The organism is Rhizobium sp. BK176 (assembly GCF_024808055.1).
This window is the reverse complement of sequence record NZ_JANUBV010000030.1, coordinates 1-23,884: the sequence shown is the minus strand read 5'-3', so window position 1 is coordinate 23,884 and position 23,884 is coordinate 1. Positions and strand designations below refer to the sequence as shown.

General features: G+C 58.9%; 26 protein-coding genes and 3 pseudogenes. 20 read left to right on the top strand and 9 right to left on the bottom strand.

What is annotated here, in order from left to right; all coding sequences use genetic code 11:
- Window positions 1-363 precede the first annotated feature (363 nt).
- Together FHT76_RS37445 and FHT76_RS37440 are read left to right on the top strand one after the other, a co-directional pair.
- A complete protein-coding gene (locus FHT76_RS37445) occupies window positions 364-783 on the top strand; it encodes a CopG family transcriptional regulator (RefSeq protein ID WP_183864876.1) in 420 nt (139 codons plus the stop codon).
- 30 nt (window positions 784-813) lie between these two features.
- Complete coding sequence (locus FHT76_RS37440; RefSeq protein ID WP_183864875.1) at window positions 814-2,058, top strand: PHB depolymerase family esterase; 1,245 nt, start codon at window positions 814-816, stop codon at window positions 2,056-2,058.
- Between the two features lie 17 nt (window positions 2,059-2,075).
- On the opposite strand, the gene FHT76_RS37435 is transcribed toward FHT76_RS37440, so the two are convergent.
- Both FHT76_RS37435 and FHT76_RS37430 read right to left on the bottom strand, forming a co-directional pair.
- On the bottom strand, window positions 2,076-3,071 hold the full coding sequence (locus FHT76_RS37435; protein WP_183864874.1) for a methyltransferase: 996 nt from the start codon (window positions 3,069-3,071) through the stop codon (window positions 2,076-2,078).
- Window positions 3,072-3,296: 225 nt separating this feature from the next.
- The gene (locus tag FHT76_RS37430; protein ID WP_183864873.1) at window positions 3,297-3,584 is read right to left on the bottom strand and encodes a hypothetical protein; all 288 of its coding nucleotides are present in this window, start codon (window positions 3,582-3,584) and stop codon (window positions 3,297-3,299) included.
- Window positions 3,585-3,664: 80 nt separating this feature from the next.
- On the opposite strand from FHT76_RS37430, the pseudogene FHT76_RS37425 reads away from it, so the two are divergent.
- From FHT76_RS37425 to FHT76_RS37415, 3 genes and pseudogenes are all read left to right on the top strand, one after another.
- A pseudogene (locus FHT76_RS37425) lies at window positions 3,665-3,919 on the top strand (haloacid dehalogenase); the annotation flags it as partial.
- A gap of 16 nt (window positions 3,920-3,935) precedes the next feature.
- Complete coding sequence (locus tag FHT76_RS37420; protein ID WP_348649652.1) at window positions 3,936-4,103, top strand: DUF2933 domain-containing protein; 168 nt, start codon at window positions 3,936-3,938, stop codon at window positions 4,101-4,103.
- On the top strand, window positions 4,103-4,330 hold the full coding sequence (locus tag FHT76_RS37415) for a hypothetical protein (RefSeq protein ID WP_183864871.1): 228 nt from the start codon (window positions 4,103-4,105) through the stop codon (window positions 4,328-4,330). The genes FHT76_RS37420 and FHT76_RS37415 overlap by 1 nt, the downstream gene beginning before the upstream one ends.
- Window positions 4,331-4,634: 304 nt before the next feature.
- Here FHT76_RS37415 and FHT76_RS37410 read toward each other — a convergent pair whose 3' ends face one another.
- From FHT76_RS37410 to FHT76_RS37400, 3 genes are read right to left on the bottom strand one after another with little or no spacing between them, the layout of a single operon-like run.
- Window positions 4,635-4,967, bottom strand: a complete 333-nt coding sequence (locus FHT76_RS37410; RefSeq protein ID WP_183864870.1) for a four-helix bundle copper-binding protein — start codon at window positions 4,965-4,967, stop codon at window positions 4,635-4,637.
- A gap of 9 nt (window positions 4,968-4,976) precedes the next feature.
- Window positions 4,977-5,438, bottom strand: coding sequence for a DUF305 domain-containing protein (locus FHT76_RS37405; protein WP_246712823.1), 462 nt, complete (start codon window positions 5,436-5,438; stop codon window positions 4,977-4,979).
- A gap of 33 nt (window positions 5,439-5,471) precedes the next feature.
- A complete protein-coding gene (locus tag FHT76_RS37400) occupies window positions 5,472-5,801 on the bottom strand; it encodes a hypothetical protein (protein WP_183864869.1) in 330 nt (109 codons plus the stop codon).
- Between the two features lie 153 nt (window positions 5,802-5,954).
- On the opposite strand from FHT76_RS37400, the gene FHT76_RS37395 reads away from it, so the two are divergent.
- The 7 genes from FHT76_RS37395 (at window position 5,955) to FHT76_RS37365 (ending at window position 11,183) form a co-directional block, all read left to right on the top strand.
- On the top strand, window positions 5,955-6,452 hold the full coding sequence (locus tag FHT76_RS37395; protein WP_183864868.1) for a cytochrome b: 498 nt from the start codon (window positions 5,955-5,957) through the stop codon (window positions 6,450-6,452).
- Window positions 6,453-6,771: 319 nt separating this feature from the next.
- Entirely contained in the window at window positions 6,772-7,224 is a 453-nt protein-coding gene (locus FHT76_RS37390; RefSeq protein WP_183864867.1) for a hypothetical protein, read from the top strand.
- Between the two features lie 91 nt (window positions 7,225-7,315).
- The gene (locus FHT76_RS37385) at window positions 7,316-7,540 is read left to right on the top strand and encodes a hypothetical protein (RefSeq protein ID WP_246712828.1); all 225 of its coding nucleotides are present in this window, start codon (window positions 7,316-7,318) and stop codon (window positions 7,538-7,540) included.
- Window positions 7,537-9,000 (top strand): TolC family protein, encoded by a 1,464-nt coding sequence (locus tag FHT76_RS37380; RefSeq protein WP_183864866.1) that lies wholly within the window; start codon window positions 7,537-7,539, stop codon window positions 8,998-9,000. The genes FHT76_RS37385 and FHT76_RS37380 overlap by 4 nt, the downstream gene beginning before the upstream one ends.
- A gap of 14 nt (window positions 9,001-9,014) precedes the next feature.
- Window positions 9,015-10,364, top strand: coding sequence for a multicopper oxidase family protein (locus tag FHT76_RS37375; protein WP_183864865.1), 1,350 nt, complete (start codon window positions 9,015-9,017; stop codon window positions 10,362-10,364).
- A gap of 29 nt (window positions 10,365-10,393) precedes the next feature.
- A complete protein-coding gene (locus tag FHT76_RS37370) occupies window positions 10,394-10,873 on the top strand; it encodes a plastocyanin/azurin family copper-binding protein (RefSeq protein WP_183864864.1) in 480 nt (159 codons plus the stop codon).
- A gap of 25 nt (window positions 10,874-10,898) precedes the next feature.
- Entirely contained in the window at window positions 10,899-11,183 is a 285-nt protein-coding gene (locus FHT76_RS37365) for a copper-binding protein (RefSeq protein WP_183758242.1), read from the top strand.
- An 898-nt stretch (window positions 11,184-12,081) separates the two neighbouring features.
- On the opposite strand, the gene FHT76_RS37360 is transcribed toward FHT76_RS37365, so the two are convergent.
- The 3 genes and pseudogenes from FHT76_RS37360 to FHT76_RS37350 form a co-directional block, all read right to left on the bottom strand.
- Window positions 12,082-12,777 (bottom strand): type 1 glutamine amidotransferase domain-containing protein, encoded by a 696-nt coding sequence (locus FHT76_RS37360; protein WP_183864863.1) that lies wholly within the window; start codon window positions 12,775-12,777, stop codon window positions 12,082-12,084.
- Between the two features lie 151 nt (window positions 12,778-12,928).
- A pseudogene (locus FHT76_RS37355) lies at window positions 12,929-13,607 on the bottom strand (IS21 family transposase); the annotation flags it as partial.
- Window positions 13,608-13,953: 346 nt separating this feature from the next.
- Complete coding sequence (locus FHT76_RS37350; protein WP_259186583.1) at window positions 13,954-16,788, bottom strand: helix-turn-helix transcriptional regulator; 2,835 nt, start codon at window positions 16,786-16,788, stop codon at window positions 13,954-13,956.
- Window positions 16,789-17,033: 245 nt separating this feature from the next.
- Here FHT76_RS37350 and FHT76_RS37345 point away from each other — a divergent pair, with 245 nt between their 5' ends.
- From FHT76_RS37345 to FHT76_RS37320, 6 genes are all read left to right on the top strand, one after another.
- Window positions 17,034-18,356, top strand: a complete 1,323-nt coding sequence (locus tag FHT76_RS37345; protein ID WP_259186581.1) for an epoxide hydrolase family protein — start codon at window positions 17,034-17,036, stop codon at window positions 18,354-18,356.
- A gap of 72 nt (window positions 18,357-18,428) precedes the next feature.
- Window positions 18,429-18,974, top strand: a complete 546-nt coding sequence (locus FHT76_RS37340) for a hypothetical protein (RefSeq protein WP_183864860.1) — start codon at window positions 18,429-18,431, stop codon at window positions 18,972-18,974.
- 18 nt (window positions 18,975-18,992) lie between these two features.
- Window positions 18,993-19,640, top strand: a complete 648-nt coding sequence (locus FHT76_RS37335; protein WP_183758233.1) for an isochorismatase family cysteine hydrolase — start codon at window positions 18,993-18,995, stop codon at window positions 19,638-19,640.
- A gap of 206 nt (window positions 19,641-19,846) precedes the next feature.
- Entirely contained in the window at window positions 19,847-20,275 is a 429-nt protein-coding gene (locus FHT76_RS37330) for an organic hydroperoxide resistance protein (RefSeq protein WP_259186577.1), read from the top strand.
- A 58-nt stretch (window positions 20,276-20,333) separates the two neighbouring features.
- Window positions 20,334-21,137 (top strand): SDR family oxidoreductase, encoded by an 804-nt coding sequence (locus FHT76_RS37325; protein ID WP_183864859.1) that lies wholly within the window; start codon window positions 20,334-20,336, stop codon window positions 21,135-21,137.
- Between the two features lie 50 nt (window positions 21,138-21,187).
- Window positions 21,188-22,198 carry an NADP-dependent oxidoreductase gene (locus tag FHT76_RS37320; protein WP_183864858.1) on the top strand — a complete coding sequence of 337 codons (1,011 nt, stop codon included), beginning with the start codon at window positions 21,188-21,190 and terminating at the stop codon, window positions 22,196-22,198.
- 57 nt (window positions 22,199-22,255) lie between these two features.
- Here the strand turns inward: FHT76_RS37320 and FHT76_RS37315 are convergent, their stop codons facing one another.
- Window positions 22,256-22,483 carry a hypothetical protein gene (locus FHT76_RS37315; protein ID WP_259186575.1) on the bottom strand — a complete coding sequence of 76 codons (228 nt, stop codon included), beginning with the start codon at window positions 22,481-22,483 and terminating at the stop codon, window positions 22,256-22,258.
- On the opposite strand from FHT76_RS37315, the pseudogene FHT76_RS37310 reads away from it, so the two are divergent.
- Both FHT76_RS37310 and FHT76_RS37305 read left to right on the top strand, forming a co-directional pair.
- Window positions 22,406-22,603, top strand: a pseudogene (locus FHT76_RS37310) (helix-turn-helix domain-containing protein); the annotation flags it as partial. The gene FHT76_RS37315 and the pseudogene FHT76_RS37310 overlap by 78 nt on opposite strands.
- A 344-nt stretch (window positions 22,604-22,947) precedes the next feature.
- Complete coding sequence (locus FHT76_RS37305) at window positions 22,948-23,655, top strand: hypothetical protein (protein ID WP_259186574.1); 708 nt, start codon at window positions 22,948-22,950, stop codon at window positions 23,653-23,655.
- Window positions 23,656-23,884 lie beyond the last annotated feature (229 nt).

Below are 23,884 nucleotides of genomic sequence, written 5' to 3'. Positions count from 1 at the left end.
CCTGAAACCCGGGCAATGGTGGTTTTTAGGCGGTGGAACCGGCATCGGCCTGGCAAACCCCTCAATCGGCGTTCCTGATAGCAGATGGTCAATCACACTCTGCCGGAAAACGGGCGTCACGATCACTCGCTCCGGTGGAAGGTAATTCAGCGGCCAGAGGAGTTCCTTTGCGGGCAGCCAAGGGAGCGCAAATTCAGCGTCACCGAAATCCAGGAACAAGGGGGGCGCCTCTCTCCCCGCCAACGCTCGACGATAGCCGGCGCGATCCCATGGAAACCGCCTTCGAATTACCGCTCTGTGCGGTCGCACTTGAAAAGCATCCATATACCATCCATATAACATCTATGTGGATGGAGATACGTTATGAAGGACAATGTTCACAAGCTCCGCGACAAGGGCGGTGACTCTGAAAAAATCACGATTAATCTAGGCTATGTCGATCTCGGTCGTGTCGATCTTCTCGTGCAGGAAGGCTTTTATTCCAATCGCACGGATTTCATCCGCACGGCAATCCGAAACCAGCTTGCCATCGAGCGTGAGGCGGTCACTCAATCGATCGTCCGGCACACTCTCGAACTGGGACTTCGCGACTATACCAGTGCCGATCTGGAAGCGGTGAGGGCTGCCGGAGAACGCCTCGATATCAAGATAGTCGGACTTGCCCGCATCGCAGCCGATGTCTCCCCCGAGCTTGCCCTTGCAACCATCGAATCCATCACCGTGCTGGGCGCACTTCACGCCAGTGCAGAACTGAAATCAGCCTTGGCCGAGCGTATTCGCTAGGGCAACGGCAACACCAGCAAGGACATGTCCATGAACGAGGATTTCCTAGCATCCATGCGCCGGGCAACACTATCCACACGCGCCTTCAACCTCGCCGAGGCGACACGCGTGATCCAAGTTGCACTTGCGGGCCCTCCAGCGTTCGGCACTCACGGGACAGCAGACCCGGACATTACCCCTGCTCCATCAAAAGGCCGGTCAAAACCTTTTCCGATCGATCCCGCCGCAGAGGTCATCGAGCCGACGAAAGGGCTGAGCGGGGCTGCAACCTCGCAAAGGTTGCGAAAGCCCCTCGGAGAGGTTCTACGCATCCTGCGTGAAGGACGGTCGGCGAGCAGCGCGTTCGGATCGATGTCGGGTTCAACTCCGCCAGACATGGCCAAACATGGCCCCTATCCTGCGGTTGCAGACGGGGCACAATTTCTCATCCGATCCTTTACCGGCGCGGCCGGCCGACGAGAGTACAAGCTCTACATACCGGCATCCGCGCATGACCAGCCGCGCGGGCTTGTCGTGATGCTTCACGGTTGCAAGCAAGACCCAGATGGGTTTGCCGTTGGCACGCGCATGAATGATATTGCCGAGGCACACGGCCTGCTCGTCGCCTATCCCGGCCAGACCGGGGCGCACAACGCCTCGTCCTGCTGGAACTGGTTCCGGCCGACGGATCAGATGCGCGGGGCTGGAGAACCTGCGATCATTGCGGGGATCACCGCGGAGCTCATGTCTGAATTCAACCTCGATCGCGGCCGGGTTTTCGTCGCCGGCCTTTCAGCGGGCGGCGCGATGGCGGCCGTCATGGGCGAGACCTATCCCGATCTCTATGCCGCAGTGGGCATCCACTCTGGACTGCCCTATGGATCGGCAAACGACGTCATGTCGGCATTTTCCGTCATGCGCGGGGATGCAGGTTTTATATCCCGGCCCGAGCGCAGTGCTCGCCCGATGGAGCTGGTTCGCACCATAGTCTTCCAGGGAAGTGCTGACCGGACGGTTCATCCTTCCAACGCCAAACGGATCGTGACGGCAGCCACTCCGGCAGGCTCGACAACCCAAACGCAAACGGGCCGTTCCGCAGGCGGGCGGACCTATACGAGAACAATTGTTGCCGACCCAAATGGGGTATCGACGGTGGAACACTGGCTCGTCGAAGGTGCCGGACATGCCTGGTCGGGCGGCCATGGCAGCGGCTCCTACACCGACTCCTATGGACCGGATGCCTCAGCAGAGATGGTTCGTTTCTTCCTCGAGCATCTTAGGCTAAGGCGAAACTAAATCACACGATGAGACCCTTACGCGTGGACGGGAGACCCCTCGATAATGGAAATGGGTCCTGAGGTCTCAATCACCCGTTCAAGCCGTAGCCCGGCGGCGTTGAACAAGCTTGCATACTGTGCCTCCGTCCTCTCCAAGCCGCCGGTGACGGCGAGCATGACCACGTCGATACCTTTAATGTGGTTCGGTTCGTCACCAGGCGGGATCAGCGTCTCTGCCACAAGCACCTTCGCGTTCGGTAGCATCGCCTTTCGGCAATTTCGCAGGATCGCCATAGCACGCCCATCGTCCCAATCGTGAATGACCTTCTTGAGGACGTAGACGTCACCGCTGGGAAGGCCGTCAAAGAAATCACCAGCGATAAATTCGGTGCGCGGCAGGTCGCCTCCGGTACCGTCATGTGCCGCCGCGACGCCCGAAGGCAGATCGAAAAGCACGCCGCGCAGATGGGGGTTGCGGGCTAGGATCGCCGAGAGAAGCTGACCATGTCCGCCCCCTACGTCAATGATCCTCGTGTACGGGGTGAAGTCATAAGCTTCGGCAACGGCCTCGTTGCTGCCTTGGCTCACAGCGACCATAGCACGCTGAAACAAGGCAGCCTGCTCGGGGTGTTTCGACAGCCAGTCAAACCTTGGGCTCCCGAACACCTTGTCGAAGGCTGGCTTTCCTGTACGGACAGAATACAGGAGTTGCTCGAAGGCAAGATATGCCTCGCTATTGATCATACTGACGAAGTCACGCGGACTCGGCCGATCGGAGCGCAGCACGGCACCGACCTCCGTCAACTCGAAATGTCGGGGCGCTACTTCCCTGAAAACCCCTTCAGGCGCGAGAAGTCGCATTACACGATAAAGCGGGTCAGCGTCTGACTGAGTGGCGGCCGCTAGTTCATCCACCGACCGCTCGCCGTCGGCCAAAAGATCGGGGACGCCGAGTTCGATAATGACCCGCAGTGCCTGTGACACAGCGAACCCGAATCCGAGCCTCATGATCTGCTGCGACGCGCTGGACATGGATTCTCCTCGACTGTGTGCGTAACGCTAACAGAATTGAGCAAGCGCAACTAGGCTGCTGCCTTCAATCCGACAGGCCCGCCTTCCGAAATCCGTTCAGAATTAGGTCCATTGAGACCGGGTTCCTGAGCGGTAGGCGTCGGAGCGTCGTGAGTCAATCCGGGAGACAGGGAGTGAAGCTTGGAAAGCGCGTCTTGAGCCTCCTCGATGCGGTCGAGGTGGGCGTTAGTTGTGACCAATGGCTTGCTCGAGGCGGCCGCTGAAGAGGGCGGCAAGTGCGGCGATCGTCAAAAACATGAAACGGCCGGAATCCAGCGGGCTCAACGCCATGGCGTGCTCGGCAAGTCCAAATGCTTCGCTCGGGTCTCCGCCGAAAACCAGCGCTGCGGCGGCGGTGAAAACCACGTATCCCGCGCCGGTATTGAGGTCGAGGGCGCGGCGCACTGCGTGAAGACCGACATCATAGTCGCGTGCCACCATCGCAAGCACAAAGCCGGCCCTCGCCAGCGACATTGCATCCTCGTCGCCGGCAACGATTGCGCGGCGGGCGAGCGCGATGGCCGCCTCGGCGTCGTTCGCCCCGGCTGGCGGCCACCCGCGTCGCCATCGAGAGTGCGAGGGTAACCCTGCTGACGGGCGATCTACAAGGCATTGTCAGGGCAAGGCAGCTTAGCCGGGCGACGATGCGCAACATCAGTCAGAACCTGTTCTTCGCCTTCATTTACAACGCCGCTGGCGTGCCAATAGCGGCGGGGGTTCTCTACCCCGTCTTCGCAGTCCTCCTTTCCCCCATCATTGCCGCAGCCGCCATGGCCCTGTCGTCCGTGAGCGTCGTCGGCAGCTCCCTATTCGCACACCTTGATTTTGATTGCGGCATCACTTGGCATTATCGTCGTGTTCATCATGCTCCGGAAGCAGTGGCCGCACGCGCTTGGCATCGCCCCATACCTTCTTCTTTTGGCATGTCCGCTGATGCACCTGTTCCATGGACACGGTGGCCATGGAGGTCATGACCACAAGGACGGCGCGTGATGACGTACGAGGACTCTGCGATAAGCACCAACGACCTACTGGCTCCGCCCCAGCAGGTCTTCGCGTTCCTTGACGACCCAACCGTTGTCGAAGCCCATTTGCAGAAGCGCTCGCTAATGATGCTGGGTGCCACCATGCGATACGACGTCGATGCCGGGAACGGGCAAGTCGTCGGCTCCATCGTAAAGATGCGCGGCAAGGTTCTCGGCATGGAGCTGTTCGTCTAGGAGATCATCACCGAATGGCACCCACCGTGGCGGAAGCCGTGGCAAACGCTCGGCCGTCCGAAGTTCCTCGTCATCGACTCCTATGGACTTCGTCATCAGGCCGATCTCGGAAGGCACCCGGTAATCGTCAAAATTCAATACTCGCATTCCCTCAGCCCGGTGGGTAGCTGGCTGGGCGGAGTTCCGGCAAAAGCGTACGCCAGGTGGTGCGTATCAAAAATGACGTCGGAGGCGGGCAATCACTTCCCACAGTCTCCGAAAAGAACCTGAATGGAAGGCCGGTCACCCGGCCCTCCCGACGGCCTCAGGCGGCCATCTTCTCACAGCTGTCCGCGCAGCGTCGGCAAGCATCAACGCAGCTTTCCATGTCGCCGATGCGCTCGCAGTCAGCAGCGCATTCCCGGCAGATTTCCGCGCATTCACGGCAGGTGTGCTTATGATGCGGTGTGCCGAGCAACATGAAATGCGCCGATGTACGGCACATTTCCGAGCAAGCCATCATGAGACGGAAATGGTCAGGCTTCGTATGTTCGCCACCCATTTCCAAACAGTGGGTCATCGCCATCGATAGGCACTCCTGGTAGCAAGCCAGGCAGGTCTCGATGCAACGCTTCATTTGTTCCGATTGGTGGTGCATGACCGGCTCCTACTTGGCTTCCTTCTCGACCCACTTGGTCATGTACGCGATCTCCTTCTTTTGCGCAGCGATGACCTTCTTCGCCATGTCCTTCGCCGCTTTGTTATCGCCGTACTTCAGTTCGGCCTCGGACATGGCGATTGCGCCCATGTGGTGGGCGATCATCCCGCAGACGAAAGCCACATCGGGGTCTTTCTGCATCATTCCCGTCATCATGTCGTCGTGCATCGACTTCATGCCGTCCATCACGGCCTTCTGGTAATCGCCCATTTTATCCATGGGCATATCCATCTTCACGTCACCGCCAGAAGACATGTCCATCTTCATCCCGCCGCCGGACGCCGTGCCCATGTTGGCCATGTCCATCCCCTTGCATTTTTCGGGAAGGGTCATTTCCTGGGCGATAGAAGGCTGCACTGCAAATGACAGGCAAGACGCGGCGAAAGCCGTCAAAAGGTACTTCGTTTTCATCGGAAATCTCCAAAGATTGGGTTGATCGAAACGTCAGACCGCGACGTCTCTCGGCGGCGGATCGATTGGCCTGATCAACAGGAGCGGGCTTGCTGCCGCGTGTCCCGGGAAAACGATGCCTCCCAACCGCAGCGACGCACCGGAGAGCACGACGATCGGCATAAGCGGACAGCAATGCATGTCAGTGCAGCATGCGCCTACATGTATCGTATCCGGCTTTTCATCATGTGAGCCTGAGTAGGCATGCACGCACTGCCCGCCCAGCGAACCAGCGTTCACCGACGGGGCCATCGCCGCGATCACCATCAAGCTCAACGCCAGGGCGATTATGGCATGGGCCATTTTGCTACGAATACGGCTCACTGCGAATTTCCCTTTCGCTTCCACTGCGAAAGCAGAATTTTGTTCCTGAGGGCGATATGGGCTGGGAAGCTTGGAAAGCAACCAAGGAGCGCGAAGTGGATACCCAATTTTTACAGAGTCACGGCACTCTCCACGGCAATTGGAGGGGATCGAATGCGCAAAGGCTACAGGGGTTACCAGATCGCCTTGCACTGGGTTATCGCTGGACTACTGCCGATACAGTACCTCACTGGAGGTAGTATTGAGCGGACCCATCATGCGGTGCACATGGGCGTGCAGCCGTCGGCGACCGACGTTCTGCAGCATCTGATCCACAACTATGCAGGGCTTGTCATCGGCGGGTTGATGGTCCTGCGGCTTCTCCTGAGGATTATGCAGCCGCCTACAAAAGCAACGCCGCTAACACGCGCCGACCTGCTCGCGACAGCCCTCCACATTGCCTTCTATACAGCGATCATCGGTCAAGCCGCACTTGGTTTCGTCGCCAGCTATTTGACCTTCTCCGTCGCCCCGCTTCATGCCATCGGATCGAATGTGATCCTGATGATGGTCGCGATCCACTTCACCGCTGCTGCCTGGCATACGTTGATCAAGCGAGACGCTACAATCGACCGGATAATCCTTCCCCGCACAGACGAGCCGGTTACCTGAACCGTCAGGTCAGACGCTAACCGCATTGTTGGACCCAAGTCCGATGGCGAGGGGAGCGGTTAGTCCTAGTCTCTTCCTATCCTCTTCTGCTGGGAGGATAGTGGGAGGCCACAGCGGAGGGGTGGTTTGCAAAAAGCCGGGGTCGCCTCCCTCAAACTCGTTGCCGTCCGAAATTGCAGGCGGTTCAGCAAAATAGATGTTGACCTTCCAACGGTGGCAAGCCGTACACGCCCCCATGACTGCCTCACAATGGTCGCGAATCTTTGAAACGTTCGGGAGCGCAATTGAAGCGAGGCCGCTTTGGCTGTAGCTCTTGGGAATGGGCAAAATGTATCGAATCGCACTGAGCAGACTGCTCATATTCGTGCGGCTGGTGATCATCGTATCGCTGGCAGGATACACCTTGTCCAACGCAAATGCCGCCATGCATGGATCGGCTTTCCCCGAATTGCCGTCACCAATTGCCGCGAGCGGGCACGACCATAGTGCCATGTCTCACGATCATCACGGCATGTCCGGTCACGATCATTCGATGTCCGGTGATCAGGCGGCGGCTCAAGATGTTTCCCAGCAGCATGATCACGGGTCATCCACGGGCGATCACGACCAGTTCTCCAAACAGCAGTGCTGCAAGGATTTCTGCGGCGGCTTTGGCATTGTTTGTGAAGCTCACGACGTAGGCGGACCCGTCGTGTCTTCGATCCGGCAGTTCGTCAACGATCAAAGTCTCGTTGGCGAGCTGCCGCCTCTGTATCGACCGCCTAATATCTGAATAGCGATTAGCCCGTCCTGACGGGTCCGGAAGGCATGCCGTGGCGACAGCCGCGCCTGCCGGTCGACTTCTGCTATTCGGATTTTTCAAAATGAAACCTTCCCTTTTTGTGGTGGGGCTGCCCCTTTTGATTGGCGGCTGCGCATCCACCCCTCCCGATGTTATTGCGTCGGCGGACGTCCAGCAGACGTACTCGGTGCGTCCTATTCGATACCGTTCGCCAATCTCTGGCTTCGTTGCCCGCCAGCCTGTCGATCCCAAGCCGTGGCGGCAACAAAACGAGCAGCTGTCTCCGAAGACCGGAGACCAATCATGATCGCGATCAGGAGAGCGGTAGTCCTGACAGCTATTCCACTGGTTCTGGCCGGTTGCGTCAGCAGTGCCGAATACGCCGGAAAGGAAGCGGGCTTTTCCACGGTCTCTGCCAAAGTCGGTGGTGTCACGTCTAAACAGACTGTCTGGGTGCAAAACCAACAGCAGGCACAGGCAACGTCCTCTCGCGTGAGGGCCATCCTTGGCAGGAACAAGGTGCTGGACGCCGAGACAGCCGTTCAGGTCGCGCTCATCAACAACAAGGGCCTGCAGGCAGCCTACGCCGACCTCGGCGACAGCGCGGCAGATGCCTGGCAGTCGACGATGCTGCTGAACCCGACGGTTTCTGTAGGCTTCTCGGGGGTCGGTGCGCCGGAACTTGAGGCATTTCGTACAATCGAGGGGGCGATCACCACAAACCTTCTCGCCTTGATGACGAAGAAACGGGACATCGAAATCGCCGACACCCGTTTCAGGCAGGCTCAGTTGAACGCTGCCGTTAGGACCCTGCAGCTCGCAGCGGAAACCCGTCGTGCCTGGATCAACGCCGTCGCCGCATGGGAAAACGTCGGTCAGCTGCAACGAGCACAAGCAGCCGCCGACGCAGCGTCGGAACTCGCCGAAAAGCTCGGAGAAACAGGCGCTATGACCAAAAGCGGCCAAGCCCGTGAGCATGTCTTCGTTGCCGAGCTGGCTGGCGAAACGGCGAAGGCTCGACTGACGGCTCGTCTTGCCAAGGAGGAACTCACGAGACTGATGGGCCTATGGGGCACAGATGTCGATTACCAGGTTCCAAACAGTCTCCCGGCACTGCCACGGTCGCTTGCCAAGCGCGACGCAATAGAGACCGAAGCCCTCAGAAATCGTATTGACCTTCAGGTCGCCCGCCTGGAGCTGGAGGCCACCGCGCGATCCTATGGCCTGACCGAGGCCACCCGCTACGTCACGGACCTGGAAATCCTCGCAGGCTTCGAAGCCGAACGCGAAGTCGAGGACGGGAAGAAGAAGTGGGAAACCACTGCCGCTGGCGAGCTGGAGTTCTCAATCCCCATCTTCGACACCGGCAAGGCAAGGATGCGCAAGGCCGAGCTTGGCTACATGCGGGCCGCGAACCAATTGGCGGAGAAGGCCGTCAATGTCCGTTCGGAGGCAAGATCGGCCTACGAGGCCTACCGCTCCAACTACGACATCGCCCGGCACTACCGCAACAACGTCGTGCCGCTGCGTACCAAGGTCGAGGAAGAGTCCCTGCTCACCTACAACGGGATGATCACCAACACCTTCGAATTGCTCACCGACACTCGGGACAAGATCAATTCCATCCTGCTTTCCGTCAACGCCAAGCGAGATTTTTGGCTGGCCGACGCGAACCTTGCCCCCGCTGTCTATGGCGGCGGCTCGTCTGCGGCGGCAGCCGAGACCGAGGTTGCTTCGGCCTCCGAAAGCGGCGGCGGCGCTCATTGAGAAAGGGCACTCAGATGTTCAATAGACGACAACTTTTTGGCGCTGGTGCAGCCCTGGTGGCAGCCGGAGCCTGGACCAAGACGTCCGCGATGGGCCTACCGGACGCTCCGGCAATGGCGTCGGCGGATATGCAGCCTCCACTGCACCCGACCTCGGGCCCTGACTATCAGCCGGTTGTCACCCTCAACGGCTGGACACTTCCCCATCGGATGAACAATGGCGTCAAGGAATTTCACCTTGTCGCCGAGCCGGTGGAACGAGAGATGGCGGATGGCATGACCGCCTACCTCTGGGGCTACAACGGACAATCTCCAGGACCGACCATCGAGGCCGTCGAAGGTGACCGTGTTCGTATCTTCGTCACCAACAAACTGCCGGAGCATACGACGATCCACTGGCACGGCATGATCCTGCCATCGGGTATGGACGGCGTTGGCGGTCTCACGCAGCCGCACATCCCGGTCGGCAAGACATTTGTCTACGAGTTCGATCTCGTGAAGTCCGGCACCTTCATGTACCACCCGCACTCGGACGAGATGGTCCAGATGGCGATGGGCATGATGGGCTTCTTCGTCATCCACCCCAAGGACCCAAAGTTCATGCGGGTCGACCGGGACTTTGTGTTCCTGCTCAACGCCTATGACATCGATCCCGGCACCTATGTGCCCAAGGTCATGGAAATGACCGACTTCAACATGTGGTGCTGGAACAGTCGCATTTTCCCCGACATCAGCCCGCTTGTCGTTTCCAAGAACGACCGCGTGCGTGTCCGCGTCGGCAACCTGACGATGACCAACCACCCGATCCACATGCACGGCTATGACTTTGAGGTCACCTGTACGGATGGAGGCTGGGTGCGGCCGGAAGCGCGGTGGCCGGAGGTCAGCATCGACATCCCCGTCGGGGCGATGCGGGCTTACGAATTCGATGCCAAGTACCTCGGGGACTGGGCGATCCATTGCCACAAGTCGCATCACACCATGAACGCAATGGGCCACGACATCCCGACCTTCATTGGTGCCGACAAGTCGAAGGTAGCCGAAAAAATCCGCAAGCTGCAGCCCGATTACATGCCGATGGGAACCAAAGGCATGGCTGACATGGGCGAAATGGAAATGCCCATCCCCGAGAACACCATTCCCATGATGACCGGTTGGGGTCCCCACGGGCCCATCGAGATGGGGGGCATGTTCTCGGTCGTGAAAGTCCGTGAGGGCATCTCGGCCGACGATTACTCCGATCCGGGTTGGTACGAAAACCCGCCCGGGACCCAAGCCTGGGAGTGGACCGGCGAACTGCCGGACGCTCCCGAGGCCACAGACGCAAACACCACCATCACGCCGAAGCCGATGAAACACGGTTGACGCACATCCTCAGCAACGAAGGACCTGACATGAAAATTTACGCACTTGCACTGGCTCTCGCCGCCGTCACCTCCCCCGCACTGGCCTCCGGCAACCACGCTGGTGGGCATGGGGAAAAGATGGCGGTTGGTGAACCCGGCGATAAGGCGAAGGTCACGCAGACCATCCGCTTTACAATGAAAGAGACCGAAGACGGCAAGATGCTGTTCCAGCCTGCTGTCATTAAGGTTCGCAAGGACCAGACGGTGAAAATCTCCATCAAGAATGCTGGGGAAACCGACCACGAGTTCGTGCTCGACCAAGAAGGTAAAATCCTGGAGCACAAGAAGGTGATGGAGAAGTTCCCTGAGATGGAGCACGCCGACCCCAACGCAATTCGCCTGGCGGCGGGTGAGTCTGGCGAGATCATCTGGAAGTTCACCACAGGCGGCGACTTCAAGTTTGCCTGCCTCATCCCCGGCCACTACGAGGCTGGCATGCACGGCGACGTCACCGTCGCCGCCAAGTAAGCGCCCCCCAAAAAAGGAGACTAACATGAAGATCGCAATCAAACTCGCTTTGGCCTTCCTGCTCTCCGTCAGCGCCGCTGCTGGAGCATTCGCGCAGGAGTTCACCAAGGGCGTCGTCAACAAAGTCGACGCGAAAGGGCAGAAGATCACCATAAAGCATGAGGACCTGAAGAACCTCGACATGCCCGCCATGACAATGGTTTTTCGGGTCAAGGATGCGGCCATACTTGAGAAACTCAAGGCGGGCCAGAACATCGAGTTCGTTGCCGAGCGCGTTGATGGCAAGCTGACCGTCACGCAGGTCAAGTAAATAGTGCGCCCGGGCCGCTGAAAACCGGCCCGGGCGCGACGAAGACAGCTAATTGGCGCGAAGGTCCGTCGGTTTGAGTTAGCCGACTAGGACACCTGGCGGGTGCATAGCGATTCTACGAGGTCCTCTTTCCAGTCGAGAGTCGCCTGACTTGGCAGCGGAAGGTACTCCTTGCCACCCACGAAAACCTTCCCGGGCAGACACTTGACCCGCGCGTCATGATTTCCATGATCGATAAAAATGGTCCTGCCGTTACTCAGCCGCTCGGTCAGCCTGATAGTGACATCACGGTCATATTCCCGAGACCGAAACGCGGTGACGGATCGCACCGACAAGGCAACCGAGACAATCCGCCGAGAAGATTGACGTGTGAAATGGGGGAAGGTCAGCGCCAATACTCGACGCCGCCAAGCTGACAAGAGCCGTGAATAGAATTGGCGGTCCCCACATGTAGCCCTCCCGAGCCGGAGTGAGTGGGATTCCTTGCTCAGAGAGCGGTCGATATCGAAGGTCCGCATTATGTCGCAACGCTCCGCCCTTGAGGTCACTCGCCTTTGCGTTGTCCAGGACGTCGAACACGTGCATGCTGTAGCAACCATCGCCCCGTTGCAGGTCATCAGTCAGAGAGCCCGCGATCCCTCAGAAGACAACCGCTCGGCTTGGCAGCCAGGGTCGATGCCTTGAAAGAGGCGTGTGCCGCTTCGTTCAACAACATCTCCCGGGAGTCCTCGGTGAAGAGCGGTGCGGTGAAATTTATCTGGTAATTGCAATGGTGGTTTTCTCGCTCGTGCGGGGCAATAAGTGTCTGAATTTCTTCTATTATGTGAAAACCTCCAGGTTCACGTAATTTAAATGGCCGCAAGCTCGGATGTTGCGACCACAATCCGTCACCACGGGCTCATGTCGCTGTGGACACACCGCTGGAAAGGAGCTTCACCAACGCTTGAGCGCCGGCAGTCGATGACGCAGGGTTCTGGCCCGTAATCAGACGTCCATCCGTGATCGCAAAGGGTTCCCAGTTGGGTTTTTTTTCATAGATTCCGCCCAGACGTCTCAGTTCGTCCTCTACGAGGAAAGGCACGACGTGAGTGAGCTGAACCTCTTCTTCCTCGGTGTTGGTGAAACCCGTAACGCGCTTTCCCTTCACGATCGGCTCGCCCCGATAGGTAACATGGTGGAGCACACCGGGTGCGTGGCAGACGGCGGCGACGGGCTTGCCGGAGTCGTAGAAGGACTCGATTAGCTTGATTGAGTCAGGATCTTCGGCCAGATCCCACATTGGACCGTGGCCGCCCGGGTAGAATACGGCGTCGAATCCATCGGAACGCGCGTCCTTCAGCAACTTCGTCGTCGCGAAAACCTGTTGCGCGGCTGGATCCTTCTTGAATCGCGCCATCGCTGGTGTCTGGTTTTCCGGAAGATCGCTCTTCGGATCGACGGGAGGCTGTCCGCCTTTAGGCGAAACAAGGGTCAGGTCGATCCCCGCGTCGCGGAATACAAAGTAGGGGGCAGCACCCTCCTCCAGCCAGAAACCCGTCTTCCGGCCGGTGCTTCCTAGAATGTCGTGTGATGTAAAAACCATCAAAATCTTCATCTGTCGGCTCCTCGCTCAATGTTCGGCAGTCGAATGCTGCACGAGCCGGAGTATGCGCGTCGCCCGGCGCCATTGCACTTGAACGATGGTATCGGCGATACCGAATGGTAATGGCGGACCGTTCGGAAGTCCTCAAGGTGTCTGGAGTTTGCAATCGCGCATTGAACCGCACTTCCCGGCTGACCGCATCGTGGTGCTCGACCAGCGGCTTCGCATTATCCAGCAACACCTCGTTGGGAACGCCACCAAATCGAAGGAACGCACCTTCCAGTCCTTCGAACCGGTCGGTTTGCCCCTCTCGCAACGAGGCTCGGATATGTATGCGTCTCGAGTAACACAACGCTGCGACAAACACGTACACCCGAAGCCGCTCACCGGCGACCCATACGCACGTCTGGCCAAAGTCGATTTGCAACTGGCGACCTGGTGGAATTTCGAACCGAACTGTCGCACGCTTCTGAGCCTACAACTTCCGTCGCCACTGCCGAACTCGAAGCTCTACAGAACGCAGGCCGATGACAATCCCGTGCTCGATCGCCAACTCCTGGCGTATTACATCCGCATTGCCGTCATGACGGAAAAAGCGTTCTCGCAACCAATCGTCCAGCCCGTCAAACGAACTGCGCCGAACAGGTTTCTTGAAAAGCGACACGCCGCCTTCCCGCAAATATCGGCGAACCGTGTTGCGCGCGCACGCAAATTCCTTGGACAGCCGCTTGGCACCCAACCAAGAACATGTAGTCGCAACATTGCCACCAACTCAACCTGAAGCATATCCCCGCCCTGCATCGTTCGCGACAATGGAGATGCAATAAAATCTCGCTCGTCATCCAACTCTCCTCGTTTGACACGAGGGGTCAGTTCTTGCTTCGTTGGGCAGTTTCTCATTTCTCCCGACATTCCTGACGGAACGACGACAAGTATCGTTTGAGAGGCATGCCGTCGACCACCAACACCATCGGATCGCAGAGTACTGAAACTCAATGACAGTGCCGATAGCAGTCTTCACGTCCGGATGTTGACTTCGCCGTCGATGGTGCGGTGAAGAGTTGCTGTCGCAATGTCGTCAGTGGCGACAACACTCGCTGGCTTCTGAGGCTGACCAGTCCCTTAATCTTTATCTGACGTTCCATGCTACCGCTGTCGCACCGACGGTTCCGTGCAAGGAGTAGGTGATCAGAAGCGGTCTTGGATCAACGCCGCGGCCGCGCGGTGGGCTGGAGCTTCCCTGCCCCCTTTCATACGTTCGTAGATTGGTCTGAGCAGGCCCTCAGCCTCCGCGGCGCGACCCTGCTGTTGCCAAATCGTGGCCATGTCAGTTGCCGCCCTCAACTCCCAGGCTCCAGCGCCTTGGCTACGGCTTAGTTCCAACGACTTCGCGAGGTAGGTCTCCGTATCCATGTTGCTCAACTCGGGTGCCCTGAAAACGATTTGCCCCCTGAGCCGCAAAAGCTCCGGTAGGTAGGAGTAATAGCCCTTCTCTTCGATCAGTTGTTCGCTTTCCTTCGAAAGCGACCAGGCATCAGCAAATCGTCCCAGAGCCACCAACCCCGTAATGATGACGAATTGGAACCGTACCGTGAAGAGTTCGAAGCGTTGTGTATGGAGAATTTCGAGCTGCTCTTGTAGCGCCGCGACCCCAGCCTCGGCGTCGCCGCGGCGGATCGCAATCTCAGCCTGATAGGCGTGTCCTATGGAGAGATAAGGGCCGAAAGCCTGCGTCTTCGCACGGGCGATGAAAGGTATCAAATGCTCTTCGGCGACATCGAGATCACCGATCCAGAGGAGTGTGGCGATCGAACTTAGGGAGATAGCGAACGAGACGGGATGACGCATTGTCTCCGCATCCTTGAAGCATTGTCGGATCACCGCGCGCGCCTGATCGACATTGCCCTGGAGCCAGAGGTTCGTAGACCATCCAATCCTCGCCCACGTATAATGATCGAAACCATAGTGCATCTGTTTGCTGGCTGCCGGCAAACCTGGTCCGACAATCGGTGCCAAGGTCGCGTGGGCCTCCTCAAGGCGTCCAACCAGACAATAGGAGAGACCGGGTAGCGCCTTGGAAAGCATGGTTGCTGCCGGATCGTCGAACTGGCTCGCAATTGCGGAGCAACGTTCGGCGTATTCCAGACACCGGCGGAACTCCCCGCTCCGCAAGTGGAAGAAGTAGATCGGGCCGTGCAGCCGAGCGGCATTCAACAGGTCGCCTCGCGCTTGGGCGATCTCCAGACTTCTCTTCAGCGCCGAAGACGATACTTCGTTGTGGCCTCTCATGAACATAACCGAGACGCCGAACGTCGCCTGAAGCTGCATTTCCTCGACGCTGCCGCGCGTCGTGTCGTCCAACGACTGTAGGGCGCGCTCGGTCCAACGCTGGCATTCGGGAAGCAGGCCCATGGCACGAAAGACTGGAGCGACCGAAGCAACCAGGCCAACCCCTAACGATACATCGCCTTTTCCTCCGAAGCACCATTCCAAGGCACTGCGGACGTTGTTGACAGCGTTGAAGTGTGGCGCGCGCTCCATCGGGGTCAAGAGCGATGTCCATTCGTTGCCGTTCTGATCGAACCACAGGCGGCAGTAGGCGGCATGCCGCCTCGCCAGTTCCTCCCGCTCGTCTTCCTCGCTGAGTTCGATCACATAGGCGCGTGTGGTATCGAGAAGGCGATAACGCATCATCGCGCCGATCGGACGGGCGGCCACCATCGACTTTTCCACCAGACTGTCGATGGCGGCAAAAACGGAGGCGCGCTCGAGAGTTTCGTCCGCTACCACGTCCAGGGCGGCATCGAGCGGGAAATTGCCTACGAATACTGCGAGCCTGCGCAGAACCGCCCGCTCGGGTTTGGACAAAAGTCCGTAGCTCCAGTCGAGCGTCGCCTGCAGCGTTTGATGGCGAGGCGGTGCCGTGCGCAATCCCTGCCAAAGGTGCGTCAGCCTTTGATCGAGTAAGGCGGCCGTCTGCTCAAGACCATATGTCTCGACGCGTCTGGCGGCCAGTTCGATGGCCAGCGCTACCCCGTCAAGCTTCCGGCAAATATCGGCTACGATCGCCGCTTCCGCCTCGTTTCCATTCAGTTGGGCACCGCCCGCTATCGCACGTTCGACGAATAGCTGGACCGCCGGATACTCCGCGATGGCTGCGGTGGCTTCGGGCGGACAAGCCAGCGTATCCAGCCGATAGATGCGTTCATTGTCGATCCGCAATGCTTCCCGACTCGTCGCGACAATGTGAACGTGCGGCGCTGCGTCGAGGATGGACGACACAATGGTGGCGATCGTCTCCACGAGGTGCTCACAGGTATCGAGGATCAGAAGAAGGCGTTTTTCTCTGAGAAACCTGATGACATCGGGTGTCGCGTCTTCGGCTTGGACCGGAAGTCCGAGCATTGCGGCAATTGTCGTCGCCGCGAGTTTCGGATCGGAAATAACGCCCAAATCTACGAACAGCACATGTCCGGCGAAAGCGTCCGCCGCCTGATGCGCAGCGGCAATTGCAACCGTCGTTTTTCCGACACCTCCCGGGCCAACAATCGTGACGAGCCGTGAGCCCACCAGTTGCGCGCCTAGTTTGATGACGTCGACATCACGGCCCACCATGCGGCCGAGCCGCTGAGGAAGGTTGGCATGAGGAAACGACTCTTTGGGCGTGGAGGTGTCGTTTTCGTCGGGGAGCGCCCGTTCGGTGGGAGCGACAAAACAGTAGCCTCTCCCGGCAAGCGTGGCGATGTAGCGCGCTCCATCCTGGCCGTCTCCAAGCGCCTTGCGCAGGCCGGCCATATGGAACCGAAGACTTCCCTCCTCAACGATGGCATCCGGCCAGACCCTGTCCATCAGCTCCTTCTTGCTGAGGACTTCGTTCGGAGACGTCGCCAGCGCTATGAGAATCTCGAGGGCGCGTCCACCCAGTTCCACCGGGATTCCCTCCCTGGTCAGCATCCGCTCGTTTACCGCCAGTTTGAACGGCCCAAAGCGGACTCCTGTGCTATCCCCGACTGCGGCCGCCATGACCAATCCCTCAAGCCGACGCTCCAACGCCCGGCGGACATTAGTCCACCGGGTCGCGCTCCGCCACTACGCGAAGGTATAGAAAACTACGAGACACCGTATGCGGCGAACACAGCTAACTGTTAGCACGCTGCGAGTTCGGGCCTAACAACATCTAATAACGCATAACGGGCGTTTCCCCGCCTCCTGCCGTAGGTTTTGGACAGCACAAAGGTGCAGCCGAAACGGACACACAGGAGACGACCATGCATACGAAGGTTATCGAAGAAGTCGATCAGGATCGCCGCAAGTTCCTCGCTGCCGCTTCGCTCGGCGTCGCAGTTGCTAGCACCGGTGCTCTTCTACCTTCTCATTTGCTCGCGGCCTCTCAAAGCGGCGACACAATCACGCCATTCCACGTACATTTCTCCGACGAGACGCTGAAGGACCTTCATCGCCGCGTCCTCGCCACGCGTTGGCCGGATGCTGAGACGGTCAAGGATCACTCGCAGGGCGTCCAGCTCGCTACCATCAAGAAGCTCGCCGACCACTGGGCCAAGCACTACGACTGGCGCAAAATCGAAACGAAACTGAACTCCTACCCGCAATTCACCACGAAGATCGACGGGTTGGAGATTCACTTCATCCATGTGAAATCCAAGCACACGAACGCCCTGCCGATCCTTGTTACCCATGGATGGCCCGGTTCCATCATCGAACAGCTCAAAATCATCGAGCCCCTGACCGATCCGACCGCGCACGGCGGCAGTGCCGAAGACGCCTTCCATGTCGTCATCCCATCGCTTCCCGGCTACGGCTTCTCCGGCAAGCCGACGGAGCCCGGATGGAATCCACCACGTATCGCCAAGGCCTGGGCGGTGCTGATGCAACGCCTCGGCTACGCAAAGTACGTCGCGCAGGGCGGCGACTGGGGCAATGCGATTACCGAACTGATGGCTGTGCAGGAACCTCCGGGATTGCTCGGCATCCATACCAACATGGCGGCAACCGTTCCCGCCGACATATCCAAGGCACTATCCGCCGGCAGCCAGCCCACCGGCCTTTCGCCTGATGAAAAACGAGCATGGGATCAGCTCGACGATTTCTACAAAAATGGTCTTGGCTACGCCATCGAGATGAATAACCGGCCGCAGACGCTTTACGGCATCGTCGACTCACCGATCGGGCTTGCCTCATGGATGCTCGACCATGACATCCGCAGCTATGACATGATCGCTCGCGTTTTCGACGGTAAAACAGAAGGGCTGACCAAGGACGATGTTCTCGACAACATCACGCTCTACTGGCTGACCAACACGGCGATCTCTTCCGCCCGCCTCTACTGGGATAACGCGCACTTCCCGTCTGGTGGCTTCTTCGACCCGCGCGGCATCAAGCTTCCGGTGGCGGTCAGTGCCTTCCCTGACGAAATTTACCAGGCCCCCCAGAGCTGGGCCGAGAAGGCCTACCCGAAGCTCATCTTCTACAACCGGCCTCCCAAGGGTGGCCACTTCGCAGCCTGGGAGCAGCCGATGCTTCTCACGGCCGATCTGCGCGCCGCCTTCAAGCCGCTCCGCAAATCGATCTGACCAGATCTGCGGCGTTCCCCCGCGCCGCAGTCAATTCAGCATTCCAACCCCCATGCATGAAGGAGAAAGACAATGTCAGACAACCAGATCGTCGATTCCAGCTTCACCGCGATCATCAACGCGCCGATCGAGAAGATCGATATTCCAACCTGGTGCTTCACGCTGCCCGAGAAGGAATACCAGGGCTGCTCGCCCGCCCATATCGCTGCCGGCTTCACGACCGCGCCGGACGGAACGCGCATGTCGATCAACGTCGAAACGATCGGCGGCAGCCTGATGGTACAGCACTACGTCGAAACGCTCGGCGAAAAGGATCATCTGATCCTTGATTCCGACTCAGATGTGTTCACGCCGACGGGCCGGGTAACCATTCACGTGACCTGGGAACTAAGCGTCAAGGCAATCGACAAGGATCGCTGCGAATTCACCAACCGGGTGCAGTCCTTTGCGACCCAGGAAATGCTCGCATCCCTCGATCGGCAGGGCATCCCTTTCGAAATCTTCCGCACACAGCGCCAGCCGATGTCGATCGCCCACAACAAGGGCGAGACGCCGCTGTTCGCAGCCAGCATCGAACGCCACGCGCTTCGCAGCCAGCAAGCGTCGAAGGCCGCCTGAGGGCGAGCGGAGGAAACAATGTCCGAACTCTCCTACGAACACGGCATCACTGGTCTCCTGGTGGTTGATCCGTACAACGACTTCATCTCCGAGGGCGGCAAAATCTGGCCACGCATCAAGGATGTCGCCGAAGCCAACAACTGCGTCCCGCACATGGAGCAAATCCTCAAGGCGGCCCGGCAGGTGAAAGTCCCGGTGTTCTTCGCGATGCACCACAGGTACCGCGAAGGCGACTACGAAAACTGGAAGTACATTGCCCCCATCCAGAAAATGGCATGGAACCGGCGGTCGTTCGAATACGGGACCTGGGGCGGTGAGTTCAGGGCGGAGTTCGTGCCCGCCAAGGGCGAGGTTGTGGCTTCAGAGCATTGGTGCTCCAGCGGCTTCGCCAACACCGACCTCGACAACCAGCTCAAAAGGCGGGGCATCCACAGGCTGATCGTCATCGGGCTCATCGCCCACACCTGCATCGAAGCGACCGTCCGTTTCGCGGCCGAACTCGGATACGACGTCACCGTCGTGAAGGACGCTGTCGCCGACTACTCCGACGAAATGATGCACGCGGCCCTGGAAATCAACATGCCGAACTACGCCAGCGCCATCGTGACGACGGAGGAAATCCTCAAAGCCTTCGCTGCCATGGCGACTGTGGCACCGGCCGCATAGTCAAACGCGCCAGAGGGCGGCACGTCCGCCCTCTGCCATCTCCCAAAGGGCCGGCGACCCCGCGACGAAGGAGTGGAGGCATCGGTCATAACCTGCCTCAGGAAGCGCCATCCGCATTCGCCAAAACGATCATCGACGTCGCTGACGCCGGATCAATAAAGCCAACCTCGCCCCTCATACGCAACGAAAGCAAACAGGAGTGCATCATGGACCAGAAAGCGAATTCCAAAGTTCTCTACACTGCAAAGACCCACGTTACCGGCGGACGCGAACATGGCGTCGCGCGGAGTTCCGACGGGCGTCTCGATGTCCGGTTGGGGGTACCGGGGACGGCGCGTATAGGGACCAACCCGGAACAGCTCTTCGCGGCAGGCTGGTCGGCCTGCTTCGAGAGCGCCATCGGGCTCATCATGCAGAAGAAGCGCATCACGCTCGGTGGCGATGTGACGATTGACGCAGAAGTCGATCTCAATCTGTCCGACACCGACGGGTATTCGCTGACCGCTCGCCTGCATGTTGGCATCCCCGGCGTGGAGCGTGACGTCGCCCAATCACTGATCGAAGAGGCTCATCAGATTTGCCCTTATTCCAGGGCTACGCGCGGAAACATCGCCGTCACGATCAAGCTCGTTTGAACGCAACTCAAACAGAAACATCTCGGCCGAGCGGCCGAACCAGCAAGGAGTGCGTGCAATGACTTCCGCAAACGGTACAGCGCTGATTACTGGCGCTTCCTCCGGCCTCGGGGCGATCTACGCCGACAGGCTCGCTCGGCGAGGCTTCGACCTCATCCTGGTGGCCAGGGGAAAGGAAGCCCTGGCCACCGTCGCCGGGACAATCGTCGACGCAACGGGTCGATCGGTCGCGACCGTTCAGGCCGACCTGGGTAGCCCCGAGGACCTCCGTCGTGTCGAGGCTGTCTTGAAGGACAACTCCTCGATCACCATGCTCGTCAACAATGCGGGCGTAGGTTCTGTCGAACCGCTTTTGAAAGCGAACGTCGACGACATGGAGCGAATGATCGAGATCAACATCGTGGCCTTGACCCGTTTGGTCTATGCGGCCGTCCCGGCTTTCGTCGAACGCAAGCGCGGCACAGTCATAAATCTCGCGTCCGCTCTCGCGTTGGCTCCTGGCATGTTCAACGGTGTTTACGGAGCGTCGAAAGCATTCGTGGTCGCATTGACGCAATCCCTGGATAAGGAGCTTTCAGGGAGTGGACTTCGCTTCCAGGCGGTGCTTCCGGGGGCAATCGCTACCGCGTTCTGGAAGGCATCCGGAGGATCACTCGACCATCTGCCGGAACGAGCGGTCATGCACGCCGAAGACGCCGTCGATGCGGCCCTTGCCGGCCTCGATCTCGGTGAATTGATCACGTTGCCGTCCTTGCCGGATGTTTCCGAGTGGGACGCCTACGACACCGCGCGGCGGAATCTGATCCCCAAGATTTCCTTGAACAAACCCGCACAGCGCTACCTCACCGCAGCTCGAGCATAAGCGACTTCGTAAGGGCCGGCATGGCCACGTTGCATCGAAAGGACAACTCCATGAAATCGACAGCTATCGTCTTGGCCAGCCGGCCCACTGGCACACCCGGACCAGAAAACTTCCGGACCGAGGAGATCGACGTTGGAGCACCGCTCGACGGCCAGGTCTCCCTTCGCGTGCTCTACCTCTCGCTGGACCCCTATATGCGTGGTCGCATGAGCGACGCCAAATCCTACGCCGAGCCGGTGCCCGTCGGCGGCGTCATGGAAGGCGAGACCGTTTGCGAAGTCATGCAGTCTAGGAGCGCGGAGTTCAGGGAGGGCGACATTGTCCGGGCGATGACAGGCTGGCGTACCCATGCAGTCATCGATGCGAGACGCGTCAAACGGGTAAACACCTACGGAGCACCGGCCTCCACAGCGCTTGGTGTTCTAGGTATGCCAGGCTTCACCGCGTATGGCGGGATGAAGGTGATCGGCCAGCCCAAATCGGGCGAGACCGTTGTGGTTGCCGCCGCTTCCGGTCCGGTGGGCTCGCTTGTCGGCCAACTTGCCATGCGTGTCGGGGCGCGAGCCGTCGGTATCGCAGGTGGCCGCGATAAATGCGACTACGTCAAGACCGAACTCGGCTTCGACGCCGTGGTCGACCACCGCTCGCCGGATTTCGCCTCGGAGCTGGCAGCAAACTGCTCCAATGGCATAGACGTCTACTTCGAAAACGTCGGCGGCCACGTCTGGGATGCTGTATTTCCGCTGCTGAACCTCTATGCCCGGGTGCCCGTCTGCGGGTTGATCGCCCAGTACAATGGATCTGTTGTTGGCGAGCAGGACCGACTTCCTGCGACGATGTCGGCGATCCTGCGACGTAGTCTCCTGTTGAGGGGCTTCATCAACACCGAGTTCGTCCCCACGCACTATGAAGCGTTTCAACAGGAGCTTGGTCCGCTCGTCGCCGTGGGTGAAATAAAGTACCGCGAGGATGTGGTTGACGGCCTCGACAACGCTCCTGAGGCCTTCATCGGAATGCTCAAGGGCAGCAATTTCGGCAAGCTTTTGGTACGCGTCTCATAAGGGCCCGATATCGCGTTCACGACAGCGACAAAAGTAATACTTTTTGTCGCTCTCCCCTTAAGACAGGTCGTACTGGTCGCTCCGTATTGGCCGCAGACCTTCAAGGCGAGAGGAACGTCCGTCTGGCCTCGTGCCGAGACGTGCCCGCCGCAGTTTCAAAAGGAAGATGATGACAGTTACCGGCGCCCAGTTCATCGGCGGGCGATCCGACAGCGGCCGGGAATTCACACCGACTTTCCCATCTCGCGACAGGATATTGCCGAAACGACCGGCACGACGATCCATAAGGTCTCCCGAATCCTGAGCGCGTGGGGATCGAAGGGGATCGTTGAAGGCGGAGGCCAAAAGATGACGGTCCGAGATCCTCAGAGGTTGCTAACCCTTGCAGAAGGCGCGCGGGATTAGGAACAGACATCTCGCCCTGGGTAGCCAATGCCCCTTGAAACAGATGAATAAGCGAAATAAAAGGGCGCTACTCGAACTCAAGTCGGAGCGCCCTTACGTCGTAAACGGCAGCGTTGCGGCGGAGGCCGTGGTCCGACAAAACGCATTTCAGCGGATTCGCATGTGCTCCGCAAGATCCCCATCACGAACTACCCATCTCGACAGCCCACGTTTCCACACATCGTCCACCGCCTGTCCACAGGTTATCCACACTGTAAATGTACGGAATTAGGTAGCAACTGCCACCAGACTCTCCGCCGCTGAACTCTTTAGGATCGACGCGCTCCTAAAGGAGAAGGTTTCGTATGGTCGATGTTACAGGCGAGTTGAAGCGGAAGAGTGCCGAGATCGGCGCTGAGATCGATGATCTACGGAAGCGGCTCTCCACGCTCGAACAGCAGCGAGCTGCCTTTGATGTCGTCATCCAGACGTATGAGCCAGGCTATGCCGCTGCTGCATCCCTCGGTGTTGTCCGACGCCGAGGCGGCGAAGGTGCCAACGGAATCTCTGCGCTCTTCAAGGACTTCGACCGTCGGAGCTTCACACTTCGCACGCTCCGTCAGGCTGGGCGGCCGATCACCATGGCGGAGTGCGGCTCAGCGTTTGCCCGTGAAATCGGACTGGAAGAGGGCGATCCCGGTATGGGGAACATCGGCAATCGCTTTTCCCAAGTACTGGACCAGCTCGCCAAGACGAATAGAATTCGGCGCGCCGGGATGGCCGATGGTCATCGCATCTCTGGGAGGTGGCTGTTTAACAAGGTCCACATGGTCCCAGACTCCGACGCTTTGAATGTCCGGCGGAACCATCAATTATTTAACGCCACCTCGGTGCTGGTTGCTCTGGGTCAGCATCAGAGTCGTCTGACACCTCCATTATGCGTTTACGACGCCGATCGGCAACGTTTTGCTTGGCTTCCAACCTTTCCAGAATGCCTTAGAGTTGATGCTCGCGCACTCGTGCATCAAGACGTTCGTCTTCACGGTATTTCTGAAGGATTGAGACGGGCCTAAGTTGATCGCCGAACTCGCGTTCTGTTGTCTTACCAATATGCAAGTCACGGATAATAAACTCAAGCTCCCGAAGGGCAGAGAGAGCTCGTCTAACCGACGACTTATTTTCCAAATCTGACAGTTGATCTTCAATGGTAAGCGCGATTTTCGATGCGCATTGACGGCTGCTGCACTGCTGGCCTCGCATCAGTACCGAGATCCGGCTCTGTTAGGCGGTGGATGTTTTCGA